We start from the raw sequence: 26908 nt of genomic DNA on the forward strand, positions 1-26908 counted from the left end.
CAGCTGCTCGGCCAGCCGGTCCCGGGTGCCGGCCGCGGTGTGCAGCTCGGCCGTCAGCCGGGACTCCGCGGACTCGGCGTCCGCACTCAGATGGGCCGTCACCAGCACCGCGAAGCTGACCACCGCGTCGCCGATCTCCGACAGCAGCTCCGCCACGGTCGCCCCGACCCGGGGCGGGAACAGATAATCGGACTCGCGGGCCTTCGCCAGGTCGGTGAAGGAACGGGCCAGCACCCGCAGCACCACCGTGCAGATCTCCAGCGTGTCCAGACCGGTGCGCAGCACCACCCGGTGCAGCAGCCCCTCCTTGACCCGCGGATTGAGCCGCAGACTGTCCTCGGCCTGCCGCAGCGAGGCGTCGACCTCCGCGATGTACTGGTCCAGCCGGCGCGCCTCGTGCAGCCGCTCAGCCGCCCGCTCCCAGGGGATGCGGTCTGCGGCCTCCTCACCCATCCGCAGCATCAACTGCCGCACCCGGCGCGCCAGGTTCTCGATCGACTCGCTCGCCTTGTCCACCCACACGGGCGGCGGCAGCAGCAGATTGCAGGCGGTGCCGACGACCGCGCCGATCAGCGTCTCCACGATCCGCGCCCAGGCGGTGAACCCGACCGTGGTCACCCCGAGCACCAGCATCGCGCTGATCGCCACCTCGGCGACGTACTCGTCCACCCGCACCAGATGGCCGACGCCCAGCGAGGCCACGATCAGCAGCGCGAGGCTCCACCAGGTCAGGCCCACCAGCACACTGAAGGCGATGGCGACCAGGACGCCGGCCACCACCGCGTTCACCCGGCGGATGCCATTGGTGAGGGTGGCGTAGAACGTCACCTGGACCACCAGCAGCGCGGTCAGCGGCGAGGTCAGCGGGGCCGGCTCCGGACTGAGCCGGAGCGCGATGACGTAGGCGATCGTCGCCGCCGTGGCCGATCGCAGCGTCTGGACGACCACCGGCTCCCGGCGACGCTTCGCCAGGCGCAGCAGCCCCTCGGTCCCCTTGCGTACCCAGTGCATCCCTTGGCCTGTTCCCGTTCCTCGGGTGCGTCGAACGTGGCTGTTCGAGGGGGGTGCGGGGCTGGGCCATCCGGCGGGGTGGGGCCGGTGGACTCAGACGTACAGCTTGTCGAGGAACGCGGCCAGATTGCCCGTCGTCCGCGCGATCTGCTCCTCCACGGTCAGGCTCTCCTCGATCCGCATCCCGGTGTCGGGGGTCTTCTTGCCGCGCACATACAGCGAGCACGCCAGGTCCGTGCACATGTACAGGCCGACCGAGTTGCCCTCGCGGCCTGCGGTGCCCGCCTTGCGCGCGGTCATCAGGGAGACCCCGCCGCCGCGATGGGTGGTCAGGCACAGGGAGCACATGCTGCGGTGCAGGAAGCCGCGCTGGGAGGAGGGGTAGCGCAGCGCGACGCCGGTCAGGCGGCCCTCCCGCTCGGTGACCAGATAGCTGCGGTCGGGCGCGCCCGGATCCCGCCAGCCGAGGAAGTCCAGGTCCTCCCAGGGCCGTTCCTCCAGGTCCCGCGGCACGGCGAGCCGCTTGGCCTCACCCTTCGAGCAGTTCACGAAAGAGCTACGGATGTCCTGCTCGGTGAGCGGCTTCATGGAAAATCCTTCGTCGTGCGTGCGCCGGACCCGGGAAGATGGGGCCCCTGATCAGCCTAGGTACCTCAGGGGAGGGCGGGCCAATGGATTTCCCGGACGGGCTTTCGACGCATGCCCTGCGCGCACTGCGCCATGTGGCCGCCCGCGCCTGCGGCCCCCCGCTCGCCCCGGGCCCGCGCATCACCCTCAACTTCCACCCGGACCGGCTCTCGGGCGGCCTGCCGATCCTCACCTCGCTCGCCCGGGACGGCGTCTACCACTCCCAGTTCGTCACCGGTACCGGCAACGGCGGGCTCACCGCGCACCGGGGCGGCGACCGGTGGCGCTGGGAGAGCCGGATCTTCGGGGGCGCCTACGACGACGCCGAGCCCGCGGCGCGGCCGGTGTACGGCGCGCTGGACTTCCGCCGCCAAGTGGTGGGCGCCGCCCCGCGGTTCGGCTCCTCGCACCTACGGCTCACCGCCCGGGCCACGGCCCGCGCGACCTTCTGCTACCCGGACAGCGCCGCCGAACCCACGGACTTCGGCGTGGCCTCCGCGCTGGGACTGATCACCCTCGCCGAGGCGGACGAGCGGGACGCCCTCGACGACTACATCGAGAGCCATGTCCACGGGGGAGTGCTGCTCGCCCGGGACGTCGAGGCCCTGGTCCTGGACGCGAGCTACCGCGGCACCCCGGTGGAGGCGGCCGCCCGGCACCTCCCCTTCCCCCTGGAATGGCACCCCGGCTACGCCCTCACCACCGACCGCCTCCACCACCACGCCGACTACCGGGGCCCGCGATACACCTCCCTCGGCACCCGCCTCGCCTCCGACGGCCTCCTGACCCCCCGCCACCTCGGCGACGCGGCCCGCACCGGCGACCATGACCCCCAGCACCTGAAAATGCTCTGGCACACCCTGGCCCGCTTCGGCGCGCCGGAGGGGGCGGGCACGGCGCGCGCCGAGGGGGTGTGCGCGGCGGGCTGAGCCGGCGGTTCCGGTCCGGTGAGCGGAACTCACCGGGTTCTTGCTTAGCTCACAGCATGAACTAAGGGTTGGTGGAAAGTCGCGTTCCGGTCGCCCGAAGGAGTATGTTGCAGGTCGGGCATGGTTCGTGAAAGGAGCCGCATGGCGGGGCGGAACGGGCGCACGGTGCGTGACCTTCGGCGGGGCAACCGCACCGCCGTGTTGCAGCGGCTGTACTTCGACGGCCCGTTGAGCCGGTTCGAGCTGGGGCCGGCCACCGGTCTCAGCTCCGGATCGGTCAGCAATGTGGTCGCCGATCTGGTCGCCGACGGACTGGTCGAGGAGGCCGGCAGCGTCGACTCCGACGGCGGCCGACCGCGCACGCTGCTGCGGGTCGCCCCGGACAGCGGACAGATGATCGGCGTCGATGTCGGCGAGACCCGGGTGCGGGTCGAGCTGTTCGACCTGGCCCTGAACGAACTCGCCCGCACCGAAAGCCCGTTGACCGCCCAGCGGTACGACGCCGAGGTCATCGCCGGACATATCCGCGAGGGCGTCGCCGAGGTGCTGCAAGCCCAGGGGGCCGTGCCCGAGCGGCTGTTGGGCATCGGGGTCGGTGTCCCCGGCATCGTCGAGCACACCGCCGACCGGGGTGCCGTCGTCCACGGGCAGACCATCGGCTGGGACGCGGTCCCGCTGGAGCAGCTGCTCCGGGCCACCTCCGAACTGCCGCAGAGCGTGCGGTACTTCATCGACAACGGCGCCAAGACCCTGGGCCAGGCCGAGATGTGGTTCGGCGCGGGACGCGGTGCCCGCAACGCCGTCGTCGTGCTGTTCGGCTCCGGCGTCGGCGCCTGCCTGGTGACCCCCGAGGTGGAGCGCGGGCGGGCCGTCGAGTGGGGGCATCTGACGGTACGGGTGCGCGGGCGCCGCTGCCGCTGCGGCGCTCCGGGCTGCCTGGAGGCGTACGCGGGCGCCGAGTCGCTGCTCGCCCGCTGGCGCGAGGAGGGCGGCAGGCCGCCGGCCGGGGCCGACGAGGAGACCGCGCTCACCGCCATGCTCGCGGCCGCCTACCCGGCGGACACCGGCGCGGCGGACCCGGTGGCGCTGGCCGTCCTGGAGGAGACGGCCGAGTACCTCGGGGCGGGCCTGTCCGACCTGATCAACCTCTTCCAGCCCGAGCGGATCATCGTCGGCGGCTGGGCCGGGCTCCAGCTCGGCACCCGGTTCCTGCCCGCCGTACGCCGGCATGCGACCACGTACGCGCTGCGGCACCCCGCCGACAAGGTCACCATCGAACTCGGCCGCCTCGGTCCGGACGCCGTGACCGTCGGCGCCGCGATCCTCCCCCTGGCCGACTTCTTCAGCAGTGGCGGCCACCGCCCGGCCCCGGCCCCCGAGAGCCCGCTCCCCGCCTGGCGGACGGCGCTGCGGGAGCGGACTCCGGGCGCGTGACGGGCGCCTGACGCACCTTCAGGAAGCGGCGGTCGCGGCCTCAGGCCGCGGTGAGAGTGCGGCCGAGGAGCGGCAGCAGCCGGTCCCAGTGGCGCTGGAACGCGGCCGCGTCGAAGGCGTCGGTGTCCGACATGGTGAAGCCGTGGATGGTGCCGGGGTAGACCTCGGTGCCGTGGCCGACGCCCGCGGCCTCGAACGCCTTCTCGATCGTGGCGATGGCCTCGGGCGTCATGTCCTTCTCGGCGAGGCCGAGATGCACCTCGGCGGTGAGGTGCTCCGGGATGAGCAGATGCGGGCTGTCGGGGCCGTCGGTGACCAGGAACCCGGGGTGGAACCCGGCGACCGCGGCCACCCGGTCCGGATGGGCCGTCGCGGTGCGCATGGCCAGGACGGCGCCCATGCAGTAGCCGATCGCGGCGAGGGGCCCGGCGGCGACCTCGGGCCGGTCGGCCAGGAAGGCCAGGTAGGCGTCGGCGTCGCGCAGGACGCGTTCGGTGGTGTGCGCGTCGACGAGCGGCATCAGCTGGGCGATGACCTTGGGCCGGATCTCCTCGCCGATGTGCTCGGGCAGGTCGATCAGCGGCGCCGGGCCCTGCCGGTAGTAGACATTGGGCACGAGCACGTAGTACCCGTGTCCGGCCAGTTCCCGGGCCATCTCCTCCAGTACCGGCCGCAGGCCGAAGGCGTCGGGGTACATCAGCACCGCGGGGTGGGGCCGGTCGTCGTCGGGGCAGGCGGCGAACGCGTCGGCGACGCCGTCCGGGGTGGGAATGCGCAGAGTGTCGGTGAGCATGATCGACCATTCTCGCCGTCGCCGCCGGACGCGCGCAAGGGAGATCAACCGTGCGGGGGACAGCGGGCGTTCACGCAGGTGACTCGTCCAGGCCCGGGTGCTCGGGGTGGACCGTCGCGGTGCGCGGCGCGCCACGGGGACCGGTACCGGCCTCGTCCGTGTCCGGCAGTCCGTCCCCGGGATCCCCGCCCTCCCTTCCGCCCCTGTCGTCCCCGTCGCCCTTGTCCGCGGGCAGGTCCCACGGATCGTCGGACCGCGCCTGCTGGTCGGGCATGTCCCTGGGGACCGGGTCCGGCTCCGGTGCCCCCACGGGTTCCTGTGCGCGCTGTGCGGCCATGATGTTCTCGCCTTCCTCCCCTTGCCGTGCGGTCAGGTCTTGGCGTGCGGTCAGAGCGTCATCGCGGATCAGCCCACCTTGCGGCCGCGCAGCGGCGCCGTGTCCAGCCCGCTGCCCCGCTGGAGTCCCTCAAGGAACTCCTCCAGCACCTCGGTCGCCGTCCAACGGGGCCGCCAGCCCAACTCCTGGTGCGCGCGCGTGCAGTCCATCAGCGGCAGCCGCAGCACCGCGTCGAACAGATGCGGGGACGCCGGCAGCAGCCGTAGGTTCCAGGCCGCCGCGACGGCCGAGCGGGCCGCCGTACGCGGGAGCCGTACCGGACGCGCGCCGAGCAGTTCGCCGAGGACCGCGGCGTCGAGCGGCGGGTCGGCCGCGAGGTTGAAGGCGCCCCGGGCCGTCGCCGAGCGCACCGCGAGCCGGTAGGCCTCGGCGGCGTCGTCGGTGTGCAGCGCCTGGACGCGCAGACCGGGGACGTCCGGCAGGAGCGGCAGCAGCTCGGGCCGGGCCAGCGGTCCCGGCAGGAAGCGGCCGCCGAAGATCCGGCGCTGCTCGCTCGCCGACTCCCGCTTGAACAGGAACGCAGGGCGCATCCGCACCACCCGTACGTCCGGATGGTCGCGTTCGAACACGTCCAGGGTGCGCTCCAGATACGCCTTCTCCCGGCAGTACGCGGCGTCCGGCCAGCCGTGCGTCGGCCAGGACTCGTCCACCGCGTGGTCCTTGGGACCCGGTGAGTACGCGCCCACGGACGAGGCGTGCACCAGCACCGGCACCCCGGCCGCGGCGACCGCCTCGAACACCCGGATGCCGCCGAGCACATTGGTCCGCCAGGTGGCCGCCGGATCGTGCGTCGGCTGGAACGCCCATGCCAGATGGACCACCGCGTCCGCGCCCGCGAACTGCTCCGCGAGGTCCGCCCGGTCCGACGCCAGATCGACCGCGGACCACTCGGTCCCCGGCGGCGACCACTGCGGCATCCGGCGCGCGAGGCCCCGTACCGAGGCGACCCCGGGATCCTGGGAGAGCAGGCGCACCACGCTCGTACCGACATTGCCGGTGGCCCCCGTGACCACCACCGTGCTCCCCGCTGAGCTGCTCACCATCGGCTCCTTCCGTCCTTCGGCGAAGGGTCCGCCTTTCGGCGCAGGGCCTGCGATCTGCGCAGGGTCCGCGACGACCGGCCGGGTACCCGGGCGGTCCGCCCGCACACGCGTACCGGGGACTCGGACACACGTGCTTGACGTGCCGGGTAATCGACCGCGCGGTCCGTTTTGGGCACCATCGGGATCATCGGCGGACCGCTGCCCCCGCGCGCCCGCCGGTGCTCGCGCGCCGCATTCAGAGGAGGCCCCCCATGCCGTACTACGAGAGCCCCGTCGACGGCACCCGGCTGCACTACGCCGACCACGGTCCCGCCTGCGGTGCCGTCGCCGTCTTCGTCGCCGGCGCCTATCTCGGCCATGAGATGTGGGAGCACCAGATGCTGCCGCTCGCCGAGGCCGGATACCGCTGTGTGGGCCTGGACCGGCGCGGTCACGGGCGCTCGGACGACGTCTGGTCGGGGTACGACCTCGACACCCTCGCCGACGACCTCCAGGGGCTCCTCGACCACCTCGACCTGCGCGAGGTCACCCTGATCGCGCACTCCGTCGGCACCGCTGAGGTGCTGCGCTGCCTGACCCGGCACGGCTCGTCCCGGGTGGCCGGGGCCGCGCTGGTCTGCGGGGTCAGCCCCGGCATCATCCGGTCGGAGCGGCTGCCCGACGGCCTGGATCCGGCGATCGTACGGGCCGACGAGGAGTCCTTCCGGCGCGACCGGCCCGCCTGGTTCACCCGATTCGCGGACGCGTTCTTCGCCGTCACCAGCGCGGGAAACGAGGTCTCCGACGCCTATACCCGCTATCTGATCGACCGCTGCCTGGTGGCCACGCCCCGCGCCGCCACCGGCGTACGGTCCGTCGTGACCGGCCTCGATCTCACCGCCGAGCTGCCCGCCGTGGACGTACCCGTGCTCGTCGTGCACGGCACCCATGACACCTCCGCGCCCCTGGCCCATACGGGTGAGCGGCTGGCCCGGCTGGTGCCGGGTGCCGTCCTGAAGGTGTACGAGAACGGCGGTCACGGCCTGTTCTTCACCCACGCGGAACGCCTCACCGCGGACCTGCGGGAGTTCCTCGGCGCGGCCGGGGCCACGGCGGCCACCACCGGGATCTGCCGGATGCTGGCCGCGGCGGGCATCGGCGGATAGGCAGGCCGACGGCCGGGGGCGCGCGACCCGGAAACGAGGAAGCCCCGGCCGTGACGGGGGGATTCACGGCCGGGGCGGTCTGAGAGTGGGTGCGGACGGCGGTCGCCTCTCGGCGAAAGGCTCCACAGGGCTTCAGCCGAACGATCGTCCCTGTGGGCAAAAGGTGAGGCCCGGGGACACTGTCCCGTCCGTACCCACGCCTGGTTCAACGGGCGGCCGGCAGCCCCTGTTCCACCCCCGCCGGTGACCTGTGCCACACGGCGAAACGCTCAGGTCAGCGGGCTGTCGCCGAGGTGGGCGAGCAGATCTGCGGGGTCCGCGTAGACCTCCTCCGCACCGGCCTGTGCCAGATCGGCCCGGGGGATCCCGCCGCACAGCACGCCCAGGCACCGCACCCCGGCCCTGGCGCCCGCCCGCATGTCCCACACCGTGTCCCCGACGAACACCGCCCGCTCGGCCGGCACCCCGGCCAGCTCCAGCGCGTGCTCCACCGGCTCCGGAGCGGGTTTGCCCTCCTGCACGTCGTCGCTGCTCGCGGTGGCCTCGATCGCCTCGTCCGCGTCGATGGCCCGGCGCAGCGCGCCCAGCTCCGCGCCGCTCGCCGAGGTGGCGAGGACGACCGTCCAGCCGTCCCGGTGCAGCCGTCGCAGCAGCTCACCTGCGCCCGGCAGCGCGGGGAGCCGGTCGAAGTACTGCCCGTACAGCGCCTTGTGCGCCGCGCTGAGCTGCGCGTCCCGCCCGCGGTCGCGGTCCTCGCCCAGCAGCTGCGCGATCAGGTCCGGGGAGCCGAGGCCGACGGCGCGGAGCACGGCGTGCATGGGCACGGTGTGACCGGCCTGCCGGAACGCCTCCCACCAGGTGACGACGTGCAGATGATTGGTGTCGACGAGGGTTCCGTCGACATCGAAGACTGCGGCGCGCGGCTCCATCCCGAAGACCCTCTCTGTCGCTCTTGCGGCTCGGGACCGGGTACCACGTCAGGCGCCCGCCACGCGCGCCGGCACCCGCCCCTCGCGCGTCCAGCCCAGCAGTTCGTCCGCCGACCACGCGGTGACCACCCGTTCGGCCGGTACCCCGCACTCCTCGGCGCGGGCGCAGCCCAGGATCTGCCAGTCCAGCTGGCCGGGCGCGTGCGCGTCGGTGTCGATCGCGAAGAGGGTCCCGGCGGCCACCGCCCGGCGCAGCAGCCGGCGGGGCGGGTCCAGCCGCTCGGGGCGGCTGTTGATCTCCACGGCGGTGCCCGACTCGGCGCAGGCGGCGAACACCTCGTCCGCGTCGAACCGCGACTCCGGGCGCCCGCGGCCGGTGACCAGGCGACCGGTGCAGTGCCCGAGGACATCGGCGTGCGGATCGCGTACGGCGGCCACCATGCGGCGGGTCATGGCGCGGGCGTCCATCCGCAGCTTGGAGTGCACGGACACCACGACCACGTCCAGCCGCCCCAGCAGCTCGGGCTCCTGGTCCAGGGAGCCGTCGTCCAGGATGTCGCACTCGATGCCGGTGAGCAGCCGGAACGGCGCCCAGCGAGCGTTCAAATCGGCGACGACATCCAGCTGCTCGCGCAGCCGCTCCGGAGAGAGGCCCCGGGCCACGGTCAGCCGCGGCGAATGATCGGTGAGGACGGTCCACTCATGGCCGAGCGCGGCCGCCGCCCGCCCCATCTCCTCGATCGGACTGCCCCCGTCGGACCAGTCCGAGTGCGTGTGGCAGTCCCCCCGCAGCAGCGCCCGGAGCGCGGCCCCGGGCCCCTCGCGGCCGAGGTCCTCGCTCTCCTCCTCCAGCTTGCGCAGATATCCCGGCACCTCCCCGGCCAGCGCCTCCCGCACCACCTGCGCCGTCTTCGGCCCGATGCCCTTCAGCGACTCCAGCGACCCGTCCGCCGCCCGTGCGGCCGCTTCCCCGGGCGGGAGCCCGTCCACCACCCGGGCGGCCGTTCGAAACGCCCGTACCCGGTAGCCGGGCGCCAAGGAGCGCTCCAGCAGAAACGCGATCCGCTCCAGGGCGGCGACGGCATCCATACGGCCAAGGCTGACACCGGGCGCCCCGCAGGGGCGCGGGGAGCCGCGCGATCGGCCACACACCACCCGCACCCCCGACGGCGCCGCGCCCCTACGGCGATCGGGGCCCGCGGATCCCCCTTCCAGGACGTTCCGTCCTAATCTGAATTGCATGACCGAACAAGCAGCCCCCTACATCCCTCAGCCGCGGATCTGGGTGCTGGGCGTGTGCCCGGGGAAGCCGGGGCAGCCGCCCTTCCGGATCATGGAGATCGACGGGGAGGTGATCGGCGAGGCCCGGAACGTCACCGATGTGCTGGAGGTCGCCGCCGCCTACGGGATCACCATCCACGACCTCGACGATCCGGACGTGGTCCGCTGGGTCGGCGGCGGCAAGTACACCTGGACCCTGCACTGAGCCGCCGTCTCAGCCCACCGTCCACTTCTGGTTGGCACCGCCCGTGCAGGTCCAGATCTGCAACCGCGTCCCGTTGGCCGAGTTGTTCCCGGTGGCGTCCAGACACTTGTTCGCCTGCGGGTTGACGATGTCGTGCGCGCCGGTGACGGTCCACTTCTGGTTGGCACCGCCGGTGCAGTCCCACAGCTGGACCGTCGAGCCGTCCGCCGTGCCCCGGTCGGTCACGTCCAGGCACTTGCCGAGCGCCCGTATCGTGCCGTCCGAACCGACCGTCCAGGACTGCGCGGCGGTGCCGTTGCAGTCGTAGAGCTGGACCGGGGTGCCGTTCGCGGAGTTCGCGCCGGCCACGTCCGCGCACTTGCCGGCCAGCCCCCGGATCGGGAGCCCCGCCGCCGTGTCGCTGGTCGTGACGGAGACCGAGTCCACCACCAGCTGCGCCGGGAACTGGGTGCTGCCGTCCGGGTCGCCGGGCCAGTAGCCGCCGACCGCGAGATTCAGGATCAGGAAGAACGGCCGGTCGTTGTAGACCCAGGTCTTGCCGCCCAGATCGGCGGGCGTGCGCTGCTCGTAGACGGTGCCGTCCACCGACCAGGTGATGGAGTTCGGCGCCCAGTCCACGGCGAAGGTGTGGAAGCCGTCCGCGAAGGCCTGCCCGTTCGGCAGGCTGTAGGCGGCGCCGATGCCGCCCGAGCCGGAGTAACCGGGACCGTGGATGGTGCCGTGCACCGTCGAGGGTTCGAACCCGACGTTCTCCATCACATCGATCTCGCCCGAGTCCGGCCAGTTCACCGGCGTGCCGAGCATCCAGAACGCGGGCCACATGCCCTGGCCCCGCGGAATCTTCATCCGCGCCTCGACATGCCCGTACTGGGCGTTGAACTTCCCGGCCGTGTTCAGCCGCGCCGAGGTGTACTGGCAACTGCCGTACCAGCACTGGTATCCGGCCGGGTTCTCCTTCTTGGCCGTGATCACCAGATGGCCCTGGCCGTCCAGGGCCGCGTTGTTGGTGCCCGAGGTGTAGTACTCCCGCTCGTGGTTGTTGACGTTGTCGCCCGTCTCCTGGGTCCACTTCGAGGGGTCGACCGCCGAGCCCGCGGGCCCGTCGAAGGTGTCGGAGAAGGTGCTCACGGTCGCGGCGGGGGCGATCCGGTCGGCGGGTCGCGCCTGCACGGGGCCGACGGCGGCCGCGCCGACCAGCGCGGCGGACAGGGCGGCGAACAGACAGCCGCGGAGCAGACGGGGGGAGGCCATGGCTCTCCGATCGGTGGGGGGAGGCTCTGGGGGGAGGCTCTCGGATGAAGCAATGTCTCTTGATTTAAGGAGTGAGATAAGTGGGCGTCAAGAGGCTGGTGCAGACCTGCTGTTGACGGGGTGGGATGCCACCGGTTTCCGTTCACGCTCCCGGGGCACTCCGCCCGCGGACCCGCGTGCCGCCGCCCCGCCAGGGGCCCGGCGGTGCTTGGATGCACCGAGCGGCGCGGCGGACACACCGCCGCGAACCGGATGCGGCCGGACAAGAGCGGGGACAGAGGAGGCGGCGGATGCGACGGCGTACGACGCCTCGTGCGGTCCTCCTCGCCGCCGGTGAACTCCTCCTGTGGTGGGGCGCGTTGGCCCTGCTCTGGCTGGTGCTGATCAGCACCGTCGACACCCTGGAGCGGATCGTCGGCGCGAGCGTCGCCGCCGCGGGCGCGCTGCTGGCACGGGCCGGCCGGCGGGCGGTGACCTGGCGGTGAACGGCTGGATCCTCGCCGCGACCGTCGAACTCGGCGGGGGAGGGGCGGCCGCCCTGTGGGGCGTGACCACCGGCCCCACCGCCCGCCGCGTCCTCGCCCAGAACCTCACCACCGCCGCCCTGTGCCCGGCCCTGCTGCTGCTCGCGCAGGGGTACGGCCGCCCCGCCTATGTCGATCTCGCCCTGCTGCTCGCCCTCCTCGGACCGGTCGGCACCCTGGTCTTCGCCCGGCTGCTGCACGAGGACCTGGAGGGACGGCGACCGAGCGCCTGGGGGTTCACCTACGCCGCGGCCGGGGTGGGCGCCGCGGTCGTGATCGCGCTCTGCGCGGCCACCGGACCGGGCCGGGCCATGGTGAAACTGCTGGTGATCGGCGCGCTGCTGATCGGCGGCAACCTGATCGCCTCCCTGTCCCTGTCGGGCGGCTTCCGGGGGGTGCGGGGTGGCTGACCCGGGACGGGAGGGCGGCAGGGGGAACAGGCGGGAAACCGGCAGCGGGAGCAGGAGAGGTGTCGTATGACCGATGTGCTGATCCTCGTGGCCCTGCTGCTCGTCGCCGCCACCGCGACCGCCGCCGTCGCCCAGCGCGATCCCGCCCGGCAGGCACTCGTGCTGTCCGTGCTCGGGATGCTCCTGGCCGTCCTGTTCACCGTGTTCCAGGCCCCCGACGTCGGCCTGTCCCAGCTCGCGGTCGGGGCCGCCCTCACCCCGCTGCTGATCATGCTGTCGGTGCGCAAGATCCGGCGGCGCGGCCGGGACCGGGACGGCGCGCGGTGAGCCGGCGGCTGCGGCTGTGGGTGCTGGCCGCGGGCGGCGCGGGCCTCGCCGCCCTGCTGACCGCCGCCTGCCTCGACCTGCCCGGATTCGGCGGCCGCTCGCACCCCTACGGCACCCGGGCCGTGCGCGCCTCCCTCGCCCGGCACACCGCCAACACCATCGCCTCCGTCAACTTCGACCAGCGCGCCTACGACACCCTCGGCGAGATGAGCATCCTGTTCGCCGCCGTCCTCGGCTGTGTGGTGCTGCTGCGCCAGGCCCGCGACGAACACCGGGAGCGGCCCGAACCCGCCGAGGTGTCCCGGCCCGTACGGCGCTACGCCCTCCTCATGGTCCCCGTCGCCCTGGTCTGTGGCCTGTACGTCATCGCGCACGGCCAGCTCAGCCCCGGCGGCGGCTTCCAGGGCGGCGTGGTCGCCGCGACCGCCCTGCACCTGCTGTACCTGGGCGCCGACTACCGCGCGCTGGAACGCGTCCGCCCCCTCGGCGCCTTCGAGGCCGCCGACGCCCTGTCCGTCTGCGCGTACGCGGTGCTGGGCCTCGCCGGGGTGCTGGCCGGGACCGCGTTCCTCGCCAACACGCTGCTGCCGTACGGCACGTTCAACACGCTGTCCTCCGGCGGCGCCGTCCCGCTGCTGAACGCGGCCGTCGGCGTGGAGGTGGCGAGCGCGGTCGTCGTCCTGCTCGCCAACTTCCTCGACCAGGCCGTCGAGATCGAGGAGGGGAACGGAGGGTGAGCACCCTGATGCAGGTCCTGCCGTACCTGGTCGCCGCCTATGTCTTCCTGACGGGCTGCTACGGCCTCGCCACCAGCCGCAATCTGATCCATGGCGTCGGCTGTCTGGCGGTGTGCCAGGCGTCCACGTACGTCCTGCTGCTGGCGGTCGGCTACCGCTTCGGTGGCACCGCACCCGTCTTCTCGGACATCAAGCCCGGCTCACAGCCGCTGGTGGACCCGGTGGTACAGGCCCTCACCCTCACCGACATCGTGGTCGGCGCCACCGTCACCGCGCTGCTGCTCGCCCTGGTGCTCCAGATCGTCAAGCGGCACGGCACCCTCGACCCGGACGAACTGCGGGAGCTGCGCGGCTGATGCACCATCTGCTTCCGCTCCTCGTCGCGGTGCCGCTGCTCGGGGCCGCCCTGCTGGCCGCCGCCGGGCGCCGGTTGCCGCGGCCCGCCGCCGAGCTGACCGGCCTCCTCGTCTGCGCCGCGACGGCCGCGCTCGCCCTCGTCCTGCTGCTGAACTCCTCGCCGCCCATGGTCGAATGGGTCGGCGGCTGGGTGCCCGTCGGCGGGGAGAGCGTCGGCATCGAGGTGATCGGGGACGGCCCCTCCCTCGGCATGGCGACCCTTGTCTCCCTTCTCGCCCTCTCCGCGCTCGCCTACTCCTGGCGCTACTTCGACGAGCGACCGCGCGGCCACGCCGGTTCGTTCCCCGCGCTGATGCTGGTCTTCCAGGGCGCCATGTGCGGATTCGCCCTCGCCGGCGACCTGTTCAACGCCTTCGTGTTCTTCGAGCTGATGAGCGTGGTGGCGTACGCGCTGACCGGCTTCCGTATCGACGAGGCCAAGGCCGTACAGGGCGCGCTGACCTTCGGGGTCGTCAACTCGCTCGGCGCGTACGCCATGCTGACCGGCATCGGCCTGCTCTACGCCCGTACCGGCGAGCTGTCGATGTCCAAGATCGGCCGGGGCCTGGACGCCACGGCCGGACACGGTGGGCCGGACGCGCTGGTCCTCGCCGCGTTCGTCCTGGTGCTGACCGGGCTGCTGGTGAAGGCGGCCACCGTGCCCTTCCACTTCTGGCTGCCCGACGCGCACGCCGTCGCCCCCACCCCGGTGTGCATGCTGCTGTCAGGGGTGATGGTGGAACTGGGTGTCTACGGCGTCTGGCGGGTCTACGGCACCGTCTTCGCCGGACCCGGCGGCATCCCGGCCGCCGATCTGACCCGCGCCCTGGTCACCCTCGGCGTGCTCACGGCCGTCACCGGGGCCGTCATGTGCTGGTACCAGCGGCACATCAAACGGCTGCTCGCCTTCTCCACGATCGCGCACACCGGCCTGTTCCTGGTCGCCGTCGGCGTGCTCACCCCCGAGGGCGACGACGGAGCCGCCCTGTACATCCTCGGGCACGCCGGGGCGAAGGCCGCCCTGTTCGCCTGCGCGGGCGCGCTCCTCGACCGGTTCGGCAGCGTGGACGAGCACGAACTGCACGGCCGGGCGCGCGAACTACGGGCCACGGGAGTGCTGTTCGCGGTCGGCGGGCTCGCCCTCGCGGGGCTGCCGCCCTTCGGCACCGGGCTCGGCAAGGCGGTCAGCGAGGAGGCGGTCGGCGGGCCGCTCACGGTGGTGTACGTGCTCGCCTCCGCGGTCACGGCGGGCGCGGTGCTGCGCGTCGCCGCCCGGGTCTTCCTCGGGCTCGGGCCGCCACCCGAGGACACCGACGCGTACGAGACCAGCGGCTCGGCGGAGCGGCCCGAGACATCAGAACTGCTGCGCCGGGTGCCCGACACGATGACGACGGTCCCGGCCGTGCTCCTCGCGGCGGCCCTCGCCATGGGCGTCGTCCCGGGCTTCGGCGACCTCGTGGCCCGCTCGGTCAACGAGGCGGGCTCGGGCGGCGCCCGGGCCTCGGCCGTCTGGACCCTCCACGGCGTGCTGCTCGGCCTGGTCTCCGCCGCCCTCGCCGTGGCCCTCGCCACCGCCGCCGTCACCCGCTCCCACCGCCCGTCCGCCCCCGCGTGGACGACACCCCTGCGCCGCCTCCAGTCCGGCCACGTCGGCGACTACGTCGCCTGGCTGCTGCTGGGCAGCACCCTGCTGGCGGCCCTGGCCCTGCCGGGGGTACTCGGCGGCTGACGGGCGGTCGTCACGCCGTGGGTAATGACTCCGCTTTACCAGAGCAAATTCCGTATCGTGCGATCAAAGAATTGCCCTGTTCGCGATGAGAGTTTCCTTGAAGAAGGCCCGACACGGCGTGCCGGGCGCCCGGCGTGACCAAAACTTCCGGGCATGGCAACAAACGTTCTCGACGCGACCGCCGCCACCGGCACCGGCCGCCGCGCCCCGTGGAAAGCCCCGGTGGGTGAGCCCTCGTACGCCCGTCCGGCACTGCTGTTCCTGACCGTGCTCGCCGCGGTGTTCTACGCATGGGGAATCACCCATAGCCAGTACCACACCTTCTACGCCGACGCGGCCCGCAGCATGACCGGAAGCTGGAAGGCGTTCTTCTACGGCTCTTTCGACCCAGCGAATTCCATCACGCTCGACAAATCCCCGGGATTCCTGTGGCCGCAAGCCCTGTCCGCCCGCCTCCTCGGCTTCCACCCCTGGACCCTGACCCTGCCCCAGGTCCTGGAGGGCGTGGCGAGCATGCTGGTCCTGTACCGCCTGGTGCACCGCTGGGCCGGGACGCACGCGGCCCTCCTCGCCGCCACGGCGTTCCTGGTGACCCCGGTCGCCGTCGGACTGTTCCGTACCTCGGTGGAGGACCCGGCGTTCACCCTGTGCCTGCTGCTCGCCGCCGAGGCCACCCAGCGGGCCGCGCGGGCGGGCCGGCCGCGCCCGCTGCTGCTGGCCGGGGTCTGGGTCGGCGCCGCCTTCCAGGCGAAGATGCTGGAGGCCTGGGCCGTCCTGCCCGCCCTCGCCCTGGTGTACCTGGTCTCGGCCCCGCTCGCGCTGCGCCGCCGCCTCGCCCACCTCGGCCTGGCCGCCCTGGTGACGACCGCCGTCTCGGCCTCCTGGATGCTCGCGGTGACCCTGGTACCCGCCAAGGACCGCCCGTACGTGGACGGCACCACCAACAACTCCGCGTTCAGCATGGTCGTCGGCTACAACTTCCTGAACCGCTTCGGCTCGCTCGGCATCAGCGCGGCCGCCACCGGGAGCGTGAGCGCGACGCAGGGCGGCGGGCACCGGGGCGAGCGGGAGCCGGGAGCGGCGGGGCCCGGGGCCGTACGCGCGACCACGCACCGGACGTCCGAGCGGCAGGGCGCGCAGCCGGCCCCGGGCGCCGCACCGCTGGCCGCGGGCGGGTTCGGCGGCGCGCAGAACGGGTGGGCGAAGATGTTCGGGACCACCCTTGCGGCCCAGACCGGCTGGTTCTACCCGTTCGCCGCCGCGGCCGTCGTCTGCGGACTGCGCTGGCGGCGGGGCCGGCCGCGCACCGACACCTCGCGCGCCGGATTCCTGCTGTGGGGCGCCTGGCTCGCCACCTACTTCCTGGTGTTCAGCGCCGGAAGCGTCGGCCCGCACACCTACTACATGGGCGTGATCGCGGTGCCGCTCGCCGCGCTCACCGGCGCAGGGACGGTGCAGATGTGGCGCGCCCACCGCGCGGGCGGGCGGCGCGCCTGGGCCCTGCCGGGCGCGGTGGCGGCGACCACGGTGTGGAGCGTGTGCCTCGCCGACCGCTTCGCCGCCTCCTTCCTGCCGTGGCTCGCCCCCGCGGTCGCCGCGCTGGGCCTCGCCGCCGTCGTCCTGCTGGCCCTCGCCCGGCCCGAACGGCCGCGCACCGGCAGCCGGTTGGCGCTCACCGGGCTGGCCGCCTCCCTCGCGGCCCTGCTCGTCGCCCCGAGCGCCTGGGCGGTGCAGGTCTTCAACCCGGCGTACGGCACCTCGGGCATGGGCTCGGTCGGCCCGACCACCCCCAACCGCGAGCGGTCGCGGGGGAGTTCGGGACCGCAGGCCGTCGGCGCGCGCACGGCTTCCCCCGCCGGCTTCGCCGCCCTGGCCGGCATCGCCTCGGACGGCTCCCTGACCCCCGACGAACGCCGACTCCTCGACTACACCCGCGCCCACCGGGGCGGGGCCCGCTATGTGTTCGCCACCACCAGCTGGAACGCGGCCTCCCCGTACATCCTGTCGGCGGGCGCCGACGTCCTGCCGCTCGGCGGGTTCAGCGGCAAGGTGCCCTTCCCGGCACCGGCCGACTTCCGGCGGCTGGTGGCGGCCGGGCAGGTCCGGTACGTGCTCGCCGGCGGCCCCGCGGGGCTCGGCCCGTCGGCCGCCGGTACCGGGAACATGACCGCCGGGCCGACCGCGGCCACGCGGATCGCCGACTGGGTCGCGGCCACCTGCGCGAAGGTCCCCGCCTCGGCGTACGGCGGCACGGACACCCCCGCCGCGCCCCCGGCACCCGGACGGACCGCCCGGACGCTCTACCGCTGCGGCCCCGGCCAGTAGCATGAGCGGCGGCAGCCCGGAATGATCATGCGAGGAGCAGATCGTGCGAGACATCGCCGTCTTCAGCGGCAGTGCCCACCCCGAACTGGCCGAGGAGGTCTGCGCGCATCTGGGGGTGCCGCTGAGCCCGACCAGGGTCAGCCGGTTCGCCAACGACTGCCTGGAGGTACAGCTCCAGGCCAACTGCCGGGAACGGGACGTCTTCCTGATCCAGCCGCTGGTCAAGCCGGTGCAGGAACACCTGGTCGAGCTGCTGCTGATGTGCGACGCGGCCCGGGGCGCCTCCGCCTCCCGGATCACCGTCGTCATGCCGCACTACTCCTACGCCCGCTCCGACAAGAAGGACGCGCCCCGGATCTCCATCGGCGGCCGGCTCGTCGCCGATCTGATGGTGGCCGCGGGCGCGAGCCGGGTCCTCGCCATGACCCTGCACTCCCCGCAGGTGCACGGCTTCTTCTCGGTGCCGGTGGACCATCTGCACGCGCTGCGCGAACTGGCCGCGCACTTCCGGCAGTACGACCTGTCGCGCACCACGGTGGTCTCCCCGGACCTCGGCAACGCCAAGGAGGCCGCCGCCTTCGCCCGGCGCATCGGCGCGCAGGTGGCGGCCGGCGCCAAACAGCGGTACGCGGACGACCGGGTGAGCATCAGCGCCGTCATCGGCGACATCGCCGGGCGGGACGTCATCGTGCTGGACGACGAGATCGCCAAGGGCAGTACCGTACTCGAACTCCTCGACCGGCTGCGCGAGTTGGGCCCACGTTCGATCCGGGTGGCATGCACGCACGGGCTGTTCGCGGCCGGTGCGCTGGGGCGGATCGGCGCACAGCCGGACGTGCTGGAGATCGTCTGCACCAACACCGTGCCGATCCCGGCCGACGAGCACACCGACAAGCTGCGCGTCCTGTCCATCGCCCCGGCCCTCGCCGAGGCGGTACGGCGCATCCACAACGGGGAGTCGGTCAGCGCCCTGTTCGAGGAGGGGTGAGCCCTCCCGTCCCCGGGCTCCCTCAGCGCGCACCGGACGCGGACCCGGCTCCCGCCAGGGCCGCGTCCGTCGTCGCGTGCGGCGGCAGCAGCCGGGACAGGCCCGTCACCCGCAGGACGCGCAGGGTCAGCGGGTGCGTGCACACCAGATGCACCTGCCCGTCGTGCCCGAGGATCCGGGCCCGCGCCCGGTAGAGCAGGCGCAGCCCCGAGCAGTCGAAGAACTCCACGGGCCGCAGATCGAGCACGACCCGGGCGCCCGGGCGGCCGGTGACCCGGTCCAGCAGCGGGAGGATCTCGTCCGCCGCGATGATGTCGATCTCGCCCCGGAACTCCAGGACGGTGTACGCACGGTATGCGTACACGCGCAGATGCCGGGTGAGGGACACGGGTTCCCGTCGCACCTCGGCATCACCTCCCACCCGCGCCCGGACGTCGGATCTCCGACCGTCAAGTTACCCTCGATGGAAGGAATTTGAGCATGTTCGATTGACATATGTCTTCGGGTTTCACGCGTGTCCGCGGGCCGTTCAGTCGACCAGCAGCACCAGCTTCCCCGTGGTGCGCCCGGTCTCCCCCTGTTCGTGCGCCTTCGCGGCGTCGGCCAGCGGGTACGTCCCGGCGACCGATGCCCTCAGCTTCCCCGACTCGACCAGTTCCGCGACCGACCGCATTCCGGCCCGGTCGGCGTCCACCAGCATCCGTACCGCCCGTACGCCGAGCCGCTCGGCCTCCTCGTACAGTGCGCGGGAGCCCACCGGCAGGATCGACACCAGGATCCCGCCGGGGCGCAGTGTCCGCAGGGAGCGCAGGGCCGTCTCGCCGCCGAGGGTGTCCAGGACGACGTCCACGTCCCGTACCGCCTCGGTGACATCGGTGGCGTGGTAGTCGATCGGCTCGGCCACCCCGATCTCCCGCAGGAAGCCGTGCTTGGCCGCGCTCGCCGTGCCGATCACATGGGCGCCGTGCGCCGCGGCGATCTGCGCGGCCACATGCCCGACCCCGCCGGCCGCCGCCTGGATCAGCACCCGCTGCCCCCGCCGTACCCCGGCCCGCTCGGTCAGGGCCTGCCAGGCGGTCAGCGACACCAGGGGCAGCGCGCCCGCCTGGGTGTGGTCGACCGAGGCCGGTTTGTGCCACAGGGCGCGGACCGGGGCGATCACGTACTCGGCGTGCGAGCCGTGTCCGAAGGGGTAGGGCAGCATGCCGAACACCTCGTCGCCGGGCCGGAACTCGGCCACGCCGATCCCGGTCCCGGCGACCTCCCCTGAGACGTCCCAGCCGAGCACGAACGGCGGCTCGCCGAGGAACCCGCCGGTGGCGCGGTGCTTCCAGTCGGTGGGGTTCAGCCCGGCGGCCCGCACCCGGACCAGCACCTCGTTCGGCCGCGGCTCCGGCCGCTCCAGCGTCACTTCCCGCAGTACCCCGGGGCCGCCGAGGACGTCCTGGCCGATGGCTCGCATGGTGGTCACATCGTTCATGGTCCCCCAGCCTGCCCCGCGCCGCCCCGCGGCGAATCGGCTCCATGACGGAGTTTCGAACGTTCGGGCCCGCTCCCGCGTCCAGGGGGCGTACGGATCCGGTGAACGAGGCGAGGCGGGGGCGGAGCATGCGCGCAGGGCTGAGGGCGATGGCGTCGGCGGCGGTGACGGCCGTGGTGGTGGGGGGATGCGGCGCGGGCGGCCACGGGACCAGGTTCTGGCCTGGTGGTGCGGGGAACCCCGCCGGCGCGGCCGTACGGCGGACCGCTCCACGTCCGCACCCACGAGGCGGGCGGAAGCGGCACACGGGCGCTGCTCGCGGCCTCCGGGGCGGCCGGGCGGGCGCTGGAGTGCGACGGGACGATCTTCGACGGCGGCGGGCCCGACCCCTGGAGCACCGCCGAGGGCGGCGCCACCCCCGAGGAGGGGCCGGCCCGCTACTTCGACATGGACGAGCCGGAGGTACCCGCGTACGGCTACCGGGCGGAGCGCCGGGAGACCGGCCGGGTGCTGTACTCCTTCGACGTCGGCGGCCGTACCAAGGCGGCCGTCGTGGTGGCCAGGGACCAGCGCGACCGGCCCGGCCGGGGCCCCGAGACCAGCGCCTCCCGCGACCCGGCCGAACTCCCCGAGCGGTTCACCGCCACCACCGTGTGGGAGATCTGGACCGGCCGCGACGGCAGCCGGGTGCCGGTCACCCGGCTCTACACCTCACCCGGTCCCGACCACTGCGGCTGGGGACCCGCCCGCTTCCTCGGCCTGGGCGACCGGCTCTACGTCCGCGACTCCGAGGGCGTCCTCGCACGTGACGGCTTCCTCGGCGCGCCGTACGTCGGCCGGCTGCGCGCCCTGCCCGCCGACGCGTACGACACCGGGTACCGGCACCGCGACGAGCGGCTGTGGCTCACCCCCGGCCGGGCCACGGCCTACGTCCGTGCGTCCCACGGGGCGGAGGCGTGGCCCCGCCCGAAGGCGGGGGTCAACTGCGACTGAGATCCGGGGCCGGACGTACGCCGGGGACGGGCCCGGTGCGAAGACGCGCCGTCGGGGACAAACCTCATGCGCGGGCCCCGCCCGGCGGCACACTGGAGCGCACCCGCATCCCATCAGGAGGCCGAACGCGATGACCCCGCCGCCCGCCCGCACCGCCGAGCAGCGCAAGAAGGACACCCTGCACCGGCTGGACCACGACGAGGACGCCTGGGTGGCCACGGCCGGACCCGACGGCGGCGCGCCCTATCTGGTGCCGCTGTCGTTCGTCTGGGACGGCGCCCTCCTGCTGTTCGCCACCCCGGCCGACAGCCCCACCGGCCGCAATCTGGTCGACAGCGGCCGGGTCAGGCTCGGCATCGGGACGACCCGGGACGTCGTCGTCGTGGACGGCGGCGTGCAGTCGGTGAGCCCGGAGGACCTGCCCGAGGAGGACGCGGAGGTCTTCGCGGGCAAGACCGGCTTCGACCCCCGGCGGCTCGCCACCCGCTATCTGTACTTCCGGGTCGTCCCCGAGCGCATCCAGGCCTGGCGCGAGGCGAACGAGCTGCCCGGGCGGGACCTCATGCGCGACGGCCGGTGGCTGCTCGACGGCTGACGCGCGCCGGGCGGCGGCTCAACGCCACCCCCGCTTGCCGCCCTTGTCCCGCTTGCTCTCCTTGCCGACCTTGCCAGCCTTGCCCGCCTTGCTCTCCGCGCCGTTCTCGTGGTCCTCGGCCACCGGCCACACGCCCGTCGAGCGTGCGATGGCCTTGGCCCCGGTGCGGTCCACGGCGCTGCGCACCACCGCGAAGATCGCGCCCTGAAGGGCGGCGGCCAGCAGGATGTCGCGCAGCCGGCGGTCCTCGTCCAGGGCGGTGGGCGCGTCGTCCTCGTGCCGGATCGCCTTCCACGCCTGCTTGAAGGCGAGACCGGCGACCGCGCCGCTCGCCCAGCTGAGCACAAAACCGATCGGCTGGTAGACGAAGGGGAGCTTGGTCTTCTTCGACTTGGACATGGATGACTCCTTCCTCGTCAGGGGGTTCTCATACGGGGCGGCCCGCGGGGGCCACCCGTTCGCCCTCGGGCACCGGGCCCGGGGGCGTGCCGTCGCCGAACGGCCGGCCGCCCAGCTCCTCGCGGTGGTGCGGGCTCAGCCAGGACGCGAGCTCGGGTCCGAGCGGCACGATGCCGGTCGGGTTGATACCGGTGTGCACCTGGTAGTAGTGCCGCTTGATGTGGTCGAAGTCGACGGTGTCGCCGAACCCCGGGGTCTGGAACAGGTCACGGGCGTACGCCCACAGCACCGGGTCCTCCGCCAGCTTCCAGCGGTTGCATTTGAAGTGGCCGTGGTAGACCGGGTCGAAACGGACCAGCGTGGTGAACAGCCGGATGTCCGCTTCCGTGAGGGTGTCGCCGACCAGATACCGCTGTCCGGCCAGCCGTTCGGCGATCATTTCCAGCCGCCGGAAGACCCCCGCGCAAGCCTTCTCGTACTCCTCCTGGTGGGTGGCGAACCCGGCCCGGTACACGCCGTTGTTGACGTCCTCGTACACCCCGGCCATCACCTCGTCGATCTCGTCGCGGCGGGCCGCCGGATACAGGTCGGGGGCGCCTTCGCGGTGCAGGGCCGTCCACTCGGTGGCGAGGTCCAGGGTGAGCTGCTGGTAGTCGTTGGTGACCAGCTTCCCGCTGTCCACGTCCACCACGGCGGGCACGCTCACCCCGCCCGGATACCCGGTCTCCCGGCGGTCGTACGCCTCGCCGAGGTAGCGGATGCCGAGCACCGGGTCCCGGCCGTCCGGATCCAGGGTGAACCGCCAGCTGCGGTCGTCCTGGATCGGGTCGGCCACCGCCATGGACAGCGCGTCCTCCAGGCCGAGCAGCCGGCGGGAGATCACCGCCCGGCTCGCCCAGGGGCACGCCCGCGACACCACAAGGCGGTAGCGCCCCGCCGCCACCGGCCACCCGTCCTGGCCGTCCGCCGTGATCCGGTCCCGGAAATGGCTGCGCGACCGGCTGAAGCTCTTGTGGCCGTAGGCGCGGTTGCCGTCACCGCCCATGTCTCCTCCTCGCCTCCGGGTCCCGGACCCTCACCGCCGGGCCCCGGAGCGCCGACTTCTCCGTCAGAGCACCGACTTCCCCGTTTCCGGGCACCCGCACGGTGTGATTCCCGGGCCCCCGGGCAGTCGGCCCCCGTGAGCGGAACATCACCGGAACGACAGGAGCACGAGGCCGCCCCGACGGGAGCGGCCCGCGCCGATGAGCGCGCCCCGGCCGCCGGCCGCCGGATGCGGGCCCGCGAGCGGCGCAGCCGGGCGAGCGACCGCCGTACCCGGGTCACCGTCCTCGTCGCCCTCGGGGCCAATCTGCTGATCGCCGTGGCCAAGGCCGTCGGAGGCGTGATCTCGGGGTCGCCCGCGCTGCTCTCGGAGGCCGCGCACTCGGTCGCCGACTCCTTCAACGAGGTGTTCCTGCTGGCCGCCCTGCGCCGCAGCCGCCGCCCCGCCGACGCCCGGCACCCCTTCGGCTACGGCAAGGAACGCTTCTTCTGGTCGCTGCTCGCCGCCGTCGGGATCTTCGTGATGGGCGGCTGCTTCTCCTTCTTCCAGGGCTTCGAGGCACTGCGCCAGGGCACCCGGGAGACGTCCCGCGGCTATGTGGTGGGCCTGATCGTGCTGGGCGTGGCACTGCTGGCCGAGGGCGGCTCACTGCTGCGCGCCCTGCATCAGGTGCGCGCGCGGGGCGGCCGGGCGGCCCTGCGCGATCCGGCGCTGCGCACGGTGGTCGCCGAGGACGGCACGGCGGTGCTCGGCGTGAGCCTGGCGATCGCCGGGATGGCCCTGCACATGGCCACCGGGCAGGTCGCCTGGGAGGCGTCCGCCTCGCTCGCCATCGGGGTCCTGCTGGTCTACGTCGCCTACCGACTGGGCCGCGAGGCCCGCGATCAGCTCATCGGACAGGCCGCCGACCCGGAGCTGAGCGGCCGTATCCGCGCGCTGCTGCGGGCGCAGCCGGAGATCGACAGCGTGGAGTCGCTGTTCACCATGAAACTGGGCCTCGACTCCACCCTGGTGGCCGCCCGCATCGACCTGGCGCCGGGCCTGGACAGCGAACGTGTCGAGGAGGTCGCCGACCGCATCAAGCGCTCGCTGGCCGCGACGTTCCCGGCCGCCGACCAGATCTTCCTCGACGTCACCGACAGCCCGGACGGCGAGGTACGACAGAGCCCCGCCGCGACGGGGGAACGCGGCGGGGCCTGACGGCACGACTGCCCGTGCCGGAGAGGGTTCACACCTGCCGGGTGTAGAAATCTCCGGCGGGCATCGCCTCGGCGCCGGTCAGCTTCCCTCGGCCGGCTCCAGCACGAACACCGGGATCTCCCGGTCGGTCTTCTGCTGGTACTCGGCGTACGGCGGGTAGGCGGCGACCGCACGCTCCCACCAGCGGGCCTTCTCGTCGCCGGTGACCTCACGGGCCCGCATGTCCTGTTTGACCGGGCCGTCCTGCAACTCGACATGCGGATCGGCCTTGACGTTGAAGTACCACACCGGGTGCTTCGGCGCGCCGCCCTGCGAGGCGACCACCGCGTACGCGCCCTCGTGCGCCACCCGCATCAGCGGCGTCTTGCGGATCTTCCCGCTCTTCGCGCCCTTCGTCGTCAGGACGATGACCGGCATCCCGGTGTCCAGCAGGGTGTTCCCCTTCGTCCCGCCGGAGCTCTCGTACAAGTCCACCTGATCGCGTACCCACTGCTCCGGGCTCGGCTCGTACTCACCCTTGAGAGGCATGGATCCGTCCCCTTCGTCGCTCCCACGTATGAATGTGCACCGGTTCCGACACCGGCGCACGCATGCTTCATCCATGATGTACGACTCCACCCCCGACACCCGTGAGGTGGTCCAGGAACTCCTCGCCAGGATCGGCGCGGGCGACCCGGACCGGATCGCCGAGCTGTACGCCGAGGACTGCGACTGGCGGCTGGACTGGCCCGAGGAGGAGCACGGCCGCCCGGACACCCCCTGGATCCGGCACCGCGCCACCCGTGCCGACGCGGCCGCCCACTTCCGGGAGCTGGCCGCCCACCATGTCCCCGAGAAGGCGGACACCGGCGTCGAGCGCGTCCTGATCGACGGCGAGGACGCGGTCGTCCTCGGCGTCCTACGGCAGACGGCCGCACCGACCGGCCGCTCCTACACCGCCCGCTTCGCCCTGCGTCTCACGGTCCGCGAGGGCTTCGTCGTACGCCACCACGTGTACGAGGACAGCCTCGCCGTGGCCCGCGCCTTCGCCCCGCACGAGGGGGCCGCCGGGGCGCGGTGAGCGGCGGTTGCGCCGTCTGGCCGGAACCGGACCCTCCTACCTTCGCGATTCGGACGGATCGGGAGGATCCTTGAAGTGGCTGAACTTGTCATCGACCCATAGGTGCCTGAGGCATCTAATGAAGATCGGCACGACGCACTTCTTCGTCTGCGAGGTCTTTCCATGACGGAACTGACGGACATCACCGGCCCGGCGACCCCGGCCGACCCCGTCGCCTTCCCCCAGGACCGCACCTGCCCCTACCACCCGCCGACCGGCTACGCCCCGCTGCGCGAGGCCCGGCCCCTGGCGCGCGTCACCCTGTACGACGGCCGCGAGGTCTGGATGGTCACCGGACACGCCATCGCCCGGTCCCTGCTCGCCGACCCCCGGCTGTCCAGCGACCGCCGCCGCGGCGAGTTCCCGTCGATCTCCCCCCGCTTCGAGGGCGTCCGCGACCGGCGGGTGGCGCTGCTCGGTCAGGACGACCCCGAGCACCAGCGGCAGCGGCGGATGATGATCCCGTCGTTCACCCTCAAACGCGCCGGCGGGCTGCGGCCCGCCATCCAGCGGATCGTGGACGGCCTGCTGGACACGATGATCGAACAGGGACCGCCCGCCGATCTGGTCTCCGCCTTCGCGCTGCCCGTGCCGTCGATGGTGATCTGCGATGTGCTCGGCGTGCCCTACGCCGACCACGAGTTCTTCGAGGAGCAGTCCCGGCGGCTGCTGCGCGGGCCGACCGCCGCGGACAGCCAGGGCGCCCGCGACCGCCTGGAGGAGTATCTGGGCGGTCTCGTCGACGCCAAGGCCCGGCAGTCCGAGCCCGGTGACGGCGTCCTCGACGACCTCGTCCACCAGCAGCTGAGCCAGGGCACGCTGGAGCGCGCCGATGTCGTCTCGCTCGCGGTGATCCTGCTGGTCGCGGGCCATGAGACGACCGCCAACATGATCTCGCTGGGCACCTTCACCCTGCTCCAGAACCCCGGCCGGCTGGCCGAGCTGCGCGCGGATCCGGCGCTGCTGCCCGCGGCCGTCGAGGAACTGATGCGGATGCTGTCCATCGCCGACGGGCTGGCCCGGGTGGCGCTCCAGGACATCGAGATCGACGGCACCACGATCCGGGCCGGTGAGGGCGTCTTCTTCTCCACGTCGGTGATCAACCGGGACCCGGGTCAGTACGACGAACCCGACGCCCTGGACTTCCACCGGCCCACCCGTCACCACGTGGCGTTCGGGTTCGGCATCCACCAGTGCCTGGGCCAGAACCTGGCCCGCGCGGAGCTGGAGATCGCCCTCGGCACCCTGCTCGCCCGGCTGCCGGGACTGCGGCTGGCCGCGCCCGCCGAGGAGATTCCCTTCAAACCCGGCGACACGATCCAGGGGATGCTGGAACTCCCCGTGACCTGGTAAGAGGCTCAGCTCATGCACATCGAGATCGACAAGAACGTCTGTATCGGCGCGGGCCAGTGCGCGCTGACCGCGCCGGGCGTGTTCACCCAGGACGACGACGGGTTCAGCATGCTGATCCCCGGCCGCGAGGACGGCGCGGGCGACCCGAACGTCCGCGAGGCGGCCCGGGCGTGCCCGGTGGGCGCGATCACCGTGACGGACTCCGCGACGGCGGAGGCGGAGGCGTAGGTGGGCTGAGCGGACTGAGCGGGGGTGGCGAGGGG

At 73.1% G+C, this 26908-nt stretch carries 30 protein-coding genes and 1 pseudogene; 18 read left to right on the forward strand and 13 right to left on the reverse strand.

The annotated features are described in order from the left end of the window. Together CCN72_RS04315 and CCN72_RS04320 are read right to left on the reverse strand one after the other, a co-directional pair. The coding region (locus CCN72_RS04315; protein WP_208637915.1) for an FUSC family protein at positions 1-1011 on the reverse strand (1011 nt) is incomplete at its 3' end. Positions 1012-1104: 93 nt separating this feature from the next. Continuing rightward, complete coding sequence (locus CCN72_RS04320; RefSeq protein ID WP_086806386.1) at positions 1105-1599, reverse strand: FBP domain-containing protein; 495 nt, start codon at positions 1597-1599, stop codon at positions 1105-1107. An 83-nt stretch (positions 1600-1682) separates the two neighbouring features. On the opposite strand from CCN72_RS04320, the gene CCN72_RS04325 reads away from it, so the two are divergent. Beyond that, entirely contained in the window at positions 1683-2567 is an 885-nt protein-coding gene (locus CCN72_RS04325) for a DUF3626 domain-containing protein (protein WP_086806387.1), read from the forward strand. Between the two features lie 141 nt (positions 2568-2708). After that, positions 2709-4001, forward strand: coding sequence for an ROK family transcriptional regulator (locus tag CCN72_RS04330; protein ID WP_086806388.1), 1293 nt, complete (start codon positions 2709-2711; stop codon positions 3999-4001). A 40-nt stretch (positions 4002-4041) separates the two neighbouring features. On the opposite strand, the gene CCN72_RS04335 is transcribed toward CCN72_RS04330, so the two are convergent. The 3 genes from CCN72_RS04335 to CCN72_RS04345 all read right to left on the reverse strand — a co-directional run bounded on the left by CCN72_RS04335 (position 4042) and on the right by CCN72_RS04345 (position 6231). Next, complete coding sequence (locus CCN72_RS04335) at positions 4042-4794, reverse strand: dienelactone hydrolase family protein (RefSeq protein WP_086806389.1); 753 nt, start codon at positions 4792-4794, stop codon at positions 4042-4044. A gap of 70 nt (positions 4795-4864) precedes the next feature. After that, positions 4865-5131 (reverse strand): hypothetical protein, encoded by a 267-nt coding sequence (locus CCN72_RS04340; RefSeq protein WP_086806390.1) that lies wholly within the window; start codon positions 5129-5131, stop codon positions 4865-4867. Between the two features lie 68 nt (positions 5132-5199). Beyond that, positions 5200-6231: an SDR family oxidoreductase gene (locus CCN72_RS04345; protein ID WP_086806411.1), complete on the reverse strand. Its 1032-nt coding sequence runs from the start codon at positions 6229-6231 to the stop codon at positions 5200-5202. A 254-nt stretch (positions 6232-6485) separates the two neighbouring features. Between CCN72_RS04345 and CCN72_RS04350 the strand changes: the two genes are divergently transcribed. Further along, the gene (locus CCN72_RS04350; RefSeq protein ID WP_086806391.1) at positions 6486-7379 is read left to right on the forward strand and encodes an alpha/beta fold hydrolase; all 894 of its coding nucleotides are present in this window, start codon (positions 6486-6488) and stop codon (positions 7377-7379) included. Positions 7380-7648: 269 nt separating this feature from the next. On the opposite strand, the gene CCN72_RS04355 is transcribed toward CCN72_RS04350, so the two are convergent. Continuing rightward, entirely contained in the window at positions 7649-8308 is a 660-nt protein-coding gene (locus tag CCN72_RS04355) for an HAD family hydrolase (protein WP_086806392.1), read from the reverse strand. 48 nt (positions 8309-8356) lie between these two features. Further along, positions 8357-9397 (reverse strand): PHP domain-containing protein, encoded by a 1041-nt coding sequence (locus CCN72_RS04360; protein WP_086806393.1) that lies wholly within the window; start codon positions 9395-9397, stop codon positions 8357-8359. 151 nt (positions 9398-9548) lie between these two features. On the opposite strand from CCN72_RS04360, the gene CCN72_RS04365 reads away from it, so the two are divergent. Next, a complete protein-coding gene (locus tag CCN72_RS04365; protein WP_085568051.1) occupies positions 9549-9794 on the forward strand; it encodes a hypothetical protein in 246 nt (81 codons plus the stop codon). 9 nt (positions 9795-9803) lie between these two features. Here CCN72_RS04365 and CCN72_RS04370 read toward each other — a convergent pair whose 3' ends face one another. Then, a complete protein-coding gene (locus CCN72_RS04370) occupies positions 9804-11045 on the reverse strand; it encodes a ricin-type beta-trefoil lectin domain protein (protein WP_086806394.1) in 1242 nt (413 codons plus the stop codon). Positions 11046-11335: 290 nt separating this feature from the next. Between CCN72_RS04370 and CCN72_RS04375 the strand changes: the two genes are divergently transcribed. The 8 genes from CCN72_RS04375 (at position 11336) to CCN72_RS04410 (ending at position 18481) form a co-directional block, all read left to right on the forward strand. After that, positions 11336-11530 (forward strand): hypothetical protein, encoded by a 195-nt coding sequence (locus tag CCN72_RS04375; RefSeq protein ID WP_086806395.1) that lies wholly within the window; start codon positions 11336-11338, stop codon positions 11528-11530. Then, positions 11527-11979 (forward strand): monovalent cation/H+ antiporter complex subunit F, encoded by a 453-nt coding sequence (locus tag CCN72_RS04380; protein WP_086806396.1) that lies wholly within the window; start codon positions 11527-11529, stop codon positions 11977-11979. The genes CCN72_RS04375 and CCN72_RS04380 overlap by 4 nt, the downstream gene beginning before the upstream one ends. A gap of 66 nt (positions 11980-12045) precedes the next feature. Beyond that, positions 12046-12306 (forward strand): Na(+)/H(+) antiporter subunit B, encoded by a 261-nt coding sequence (locus CCN72_RS04385; RefSeq protein ID WP_086806397.1) that lies wholly within the window; start codon positions 12046-12048, stop codon positions 12304-12306. Then, complete coding sequence (locus tag CCN72_RS04390; protein WP_086806398.1) at positions 12303-13043, forward strand: MnhB domain-containing protein; 741 nt, start codon at positions 12303-12305, stop codon at positions 13041-13043. The genes CCN72_RS04385 and CCN72_RS04390 overlap by 4 nt, the downstream gene beginning before the upstream one ends. A gap of 8 nt (positions 13044-13051) precedes the next feature. Further along, positions 13052-13399: a sodium:proton antiporter gene (locus tag CCN72_RS04395; protein WP_086806412.1), complete on the forward strand. Its 348-nt coding sequence runs from the start codon at positions 13052-13054 to the stop codon at positions 13397-13399. Beyond that, complete coding sequence (locus tag CCN72_RS04400) at positions 13399-15168, forward strand: complex I subunit 5 family protein (RefSeq protein ID WP_086806399.1); 1770 nt, start codon at positions 13399-13401, stop codon at positions 15166-15168. Before CCN72_RS04395 ends, CCN72_RS04400 begins: the two co-directional genes overlap by 1 nt. Positions 15169-15321: 153 nt before the next feature. After that, complete coding sequence (locus CCN72_RS04405) at positions 15322-17493, forward strand: ArnT family glycosyltransferase (protein WP_086806400.1); 2172 nt, start codon at positions 15322-15324, stop codon at positions 17491-17493. Between the two features lie 43 nt (positions 17494-17536). Further along, a complete protein-coding gene (locus tag CCN72_RS04410; RefSeq protein ID WP_086806401.1) occupies positions 17537-18481 on the forward strand; it encodes a ribose-phosphate diphosphokinase in 945 nt (314 codons plus the stop codon). Between the two features lie 22 nt (positions 18482-18503). Here CCN72_RS04410 and CCN72_RS04415 read toward each other — a convergent pair whose 3' ends face one another. Together CCN72_RS04415 and CCN72_RS04420 are read right to left on the reverse strand one after the other, a co-directional pair. Further along, complete coding sequence (locus CCN72_RS04415; RefSeq protein WP_086806402.1) at positions 18504-18884, reverse strand: anti-sigma factor antagonist; 381 nt, start codon at positions 18882-18884, stop codon at positions 18504-18506. Between the two features lie 126 nt (positions 18885-19010). After that, positions 19011-19961, reverse strand: coding sequence for an NADP-dependent oxidoreductase (locus tag CCN72_RS04420; protein WP_086806403.1), 951 nt, complete (start codon positions 19959-19961; stop codon positions 19011-19013). Between the two features lie 225 nt (positions 19962-20186). On the opposite strand from CCN72_RS04420, the gene CCN72_RS04425 reads away from it, so the two are divergent. Continuing rightward, positions 20187-20954 carry a hypothetical protein gene (locus CCN72_RS04425; protein ID WP_244174125.1) on the forward strand — a complete coding sequence of 256 codons (768 nt, stop codon included), beginning with the start codon at positions 20187-20189 and terminating at the stop codon, positions 20952-20954. A gap of 130 nt (positions 20955-21084) precedes the next feature. Further along, positions 21085-21549, forward strand: a complete 465-nt coding sequence (locus CCN72_RS04430; RefSeq protein WP_086806404.1) for a pyridoxamine 5'-phosphate oxidase family protein — start codon at positions 21085-21087, stop codon at positions 21547-21549. A gap of 114 nt (positions 21550-21663) precedes the next feature. Here CCN72_RS04430 and CCN72_RS04435 read toward each other — a convergent pair. Both CCN72_RS04435 and CCN72_RS04440 read right to left on the reverse strand, forming a co-directional pair. Continuing rightward, positions 21664-21948: pseudogene (locus CCN72_RS04435) on the reverse strand (DUF4235 domain-containing protein); the annotation flags it as partial. A gap of 28 nt (positions 21949-21976) precedes the next feature. Continuing rightward, positions 21977-22993 (reverse strand): glutathione S-transferase family protein, encoded by a 1017-nt coding sequence (locus tag CCN72_RS04440; protein ID WP_086806406.1) that lies wholly within the window; start codon positions 22991-22993, stop codon positions 21977-21979. Between the two features lie 228 nt (positions 22994-23221). Between CCN72_RS04440 and CCN72_RS04445 the strand changes: the two genes are divergently transcribed. Next, entirely contained in the window at positions 23222-24193 is a 972-nt protein-coding gene (locus tag CCN72_RS04445; RefSeq protein WP_086806407.1) for a cation diffusion facilitator family transporter, read from the forward strand. Positions 24194-24271: 78 nt separating this feature from the next. Here the strand turns inward: CCN72_RS04445 and CCN72_RS04450 are convergent, their stop codons facing one another. Further along, entirely contained in the window at positions 24272-24721 is a 450-nt protein-coding gene (locus CCN72_RS04450; RefSeq protein ID WP_086806408.1) for a nitroreductase family deazaflavin-dependent oxidoreductase, read from the reverse strand. A 73-nt stretch (positions 24722-24794) separates the two neighbouring features. Here CCN72_RS04450 and CCN72_RS04455 point away from each other — a divergent pair, with 73 nt between their 5' ends. The 3 genes from CCN72_RS04455 (at position 24795) to CCN72_RS04465 (ending at position 26873) form a co-directional block, all read left to right on the forward strand. Continuing rightward, the gene (locus tag CCN72_RS04455; protein ID WP_086806409.1) at positions 24795-25253 is read left to right on the forward strand and encodes a nuclear transport factor 2 family protein; all 459 of its coding nucleotides are present in this window, start codon (positions 24795-24797) and stop codon (positions 25251-25253) included. Positions 25254-25415: 162 nt separating this feature from the next. Then, positions 25416-26645, forward strand: a complete 1230-nt coding sequence (locus tag CCN72_RS04460) for a cytochrome P450 (protein WP_086806410.1) — start codon at positions 25416-25418, stop codon at positions 26643-26645. Positions 26646-26657: 12 nt separating this feature from the next. Then, on the forward strand, positions 26658-26873 hold the full coding sequence (locus CCN72_RS04465) for a ferredoxin (RefSeq protein WP_085568069.1): 216 nt from the start codon (positions 26658-26660) through the stop codon (positions 26871-26873). The last annotated feature ends 35 nt before the right edge of the window (positions 26874-26908 follow it).

The organism is Streptomyces murinus (assembly GCF_002154555.1).
Lineage (GTDB): Bacteria > Actinomycetota > Actinomycetes > Streptomycetales > Streptomycetaceae > Streptomyces > Streptomyces murinus.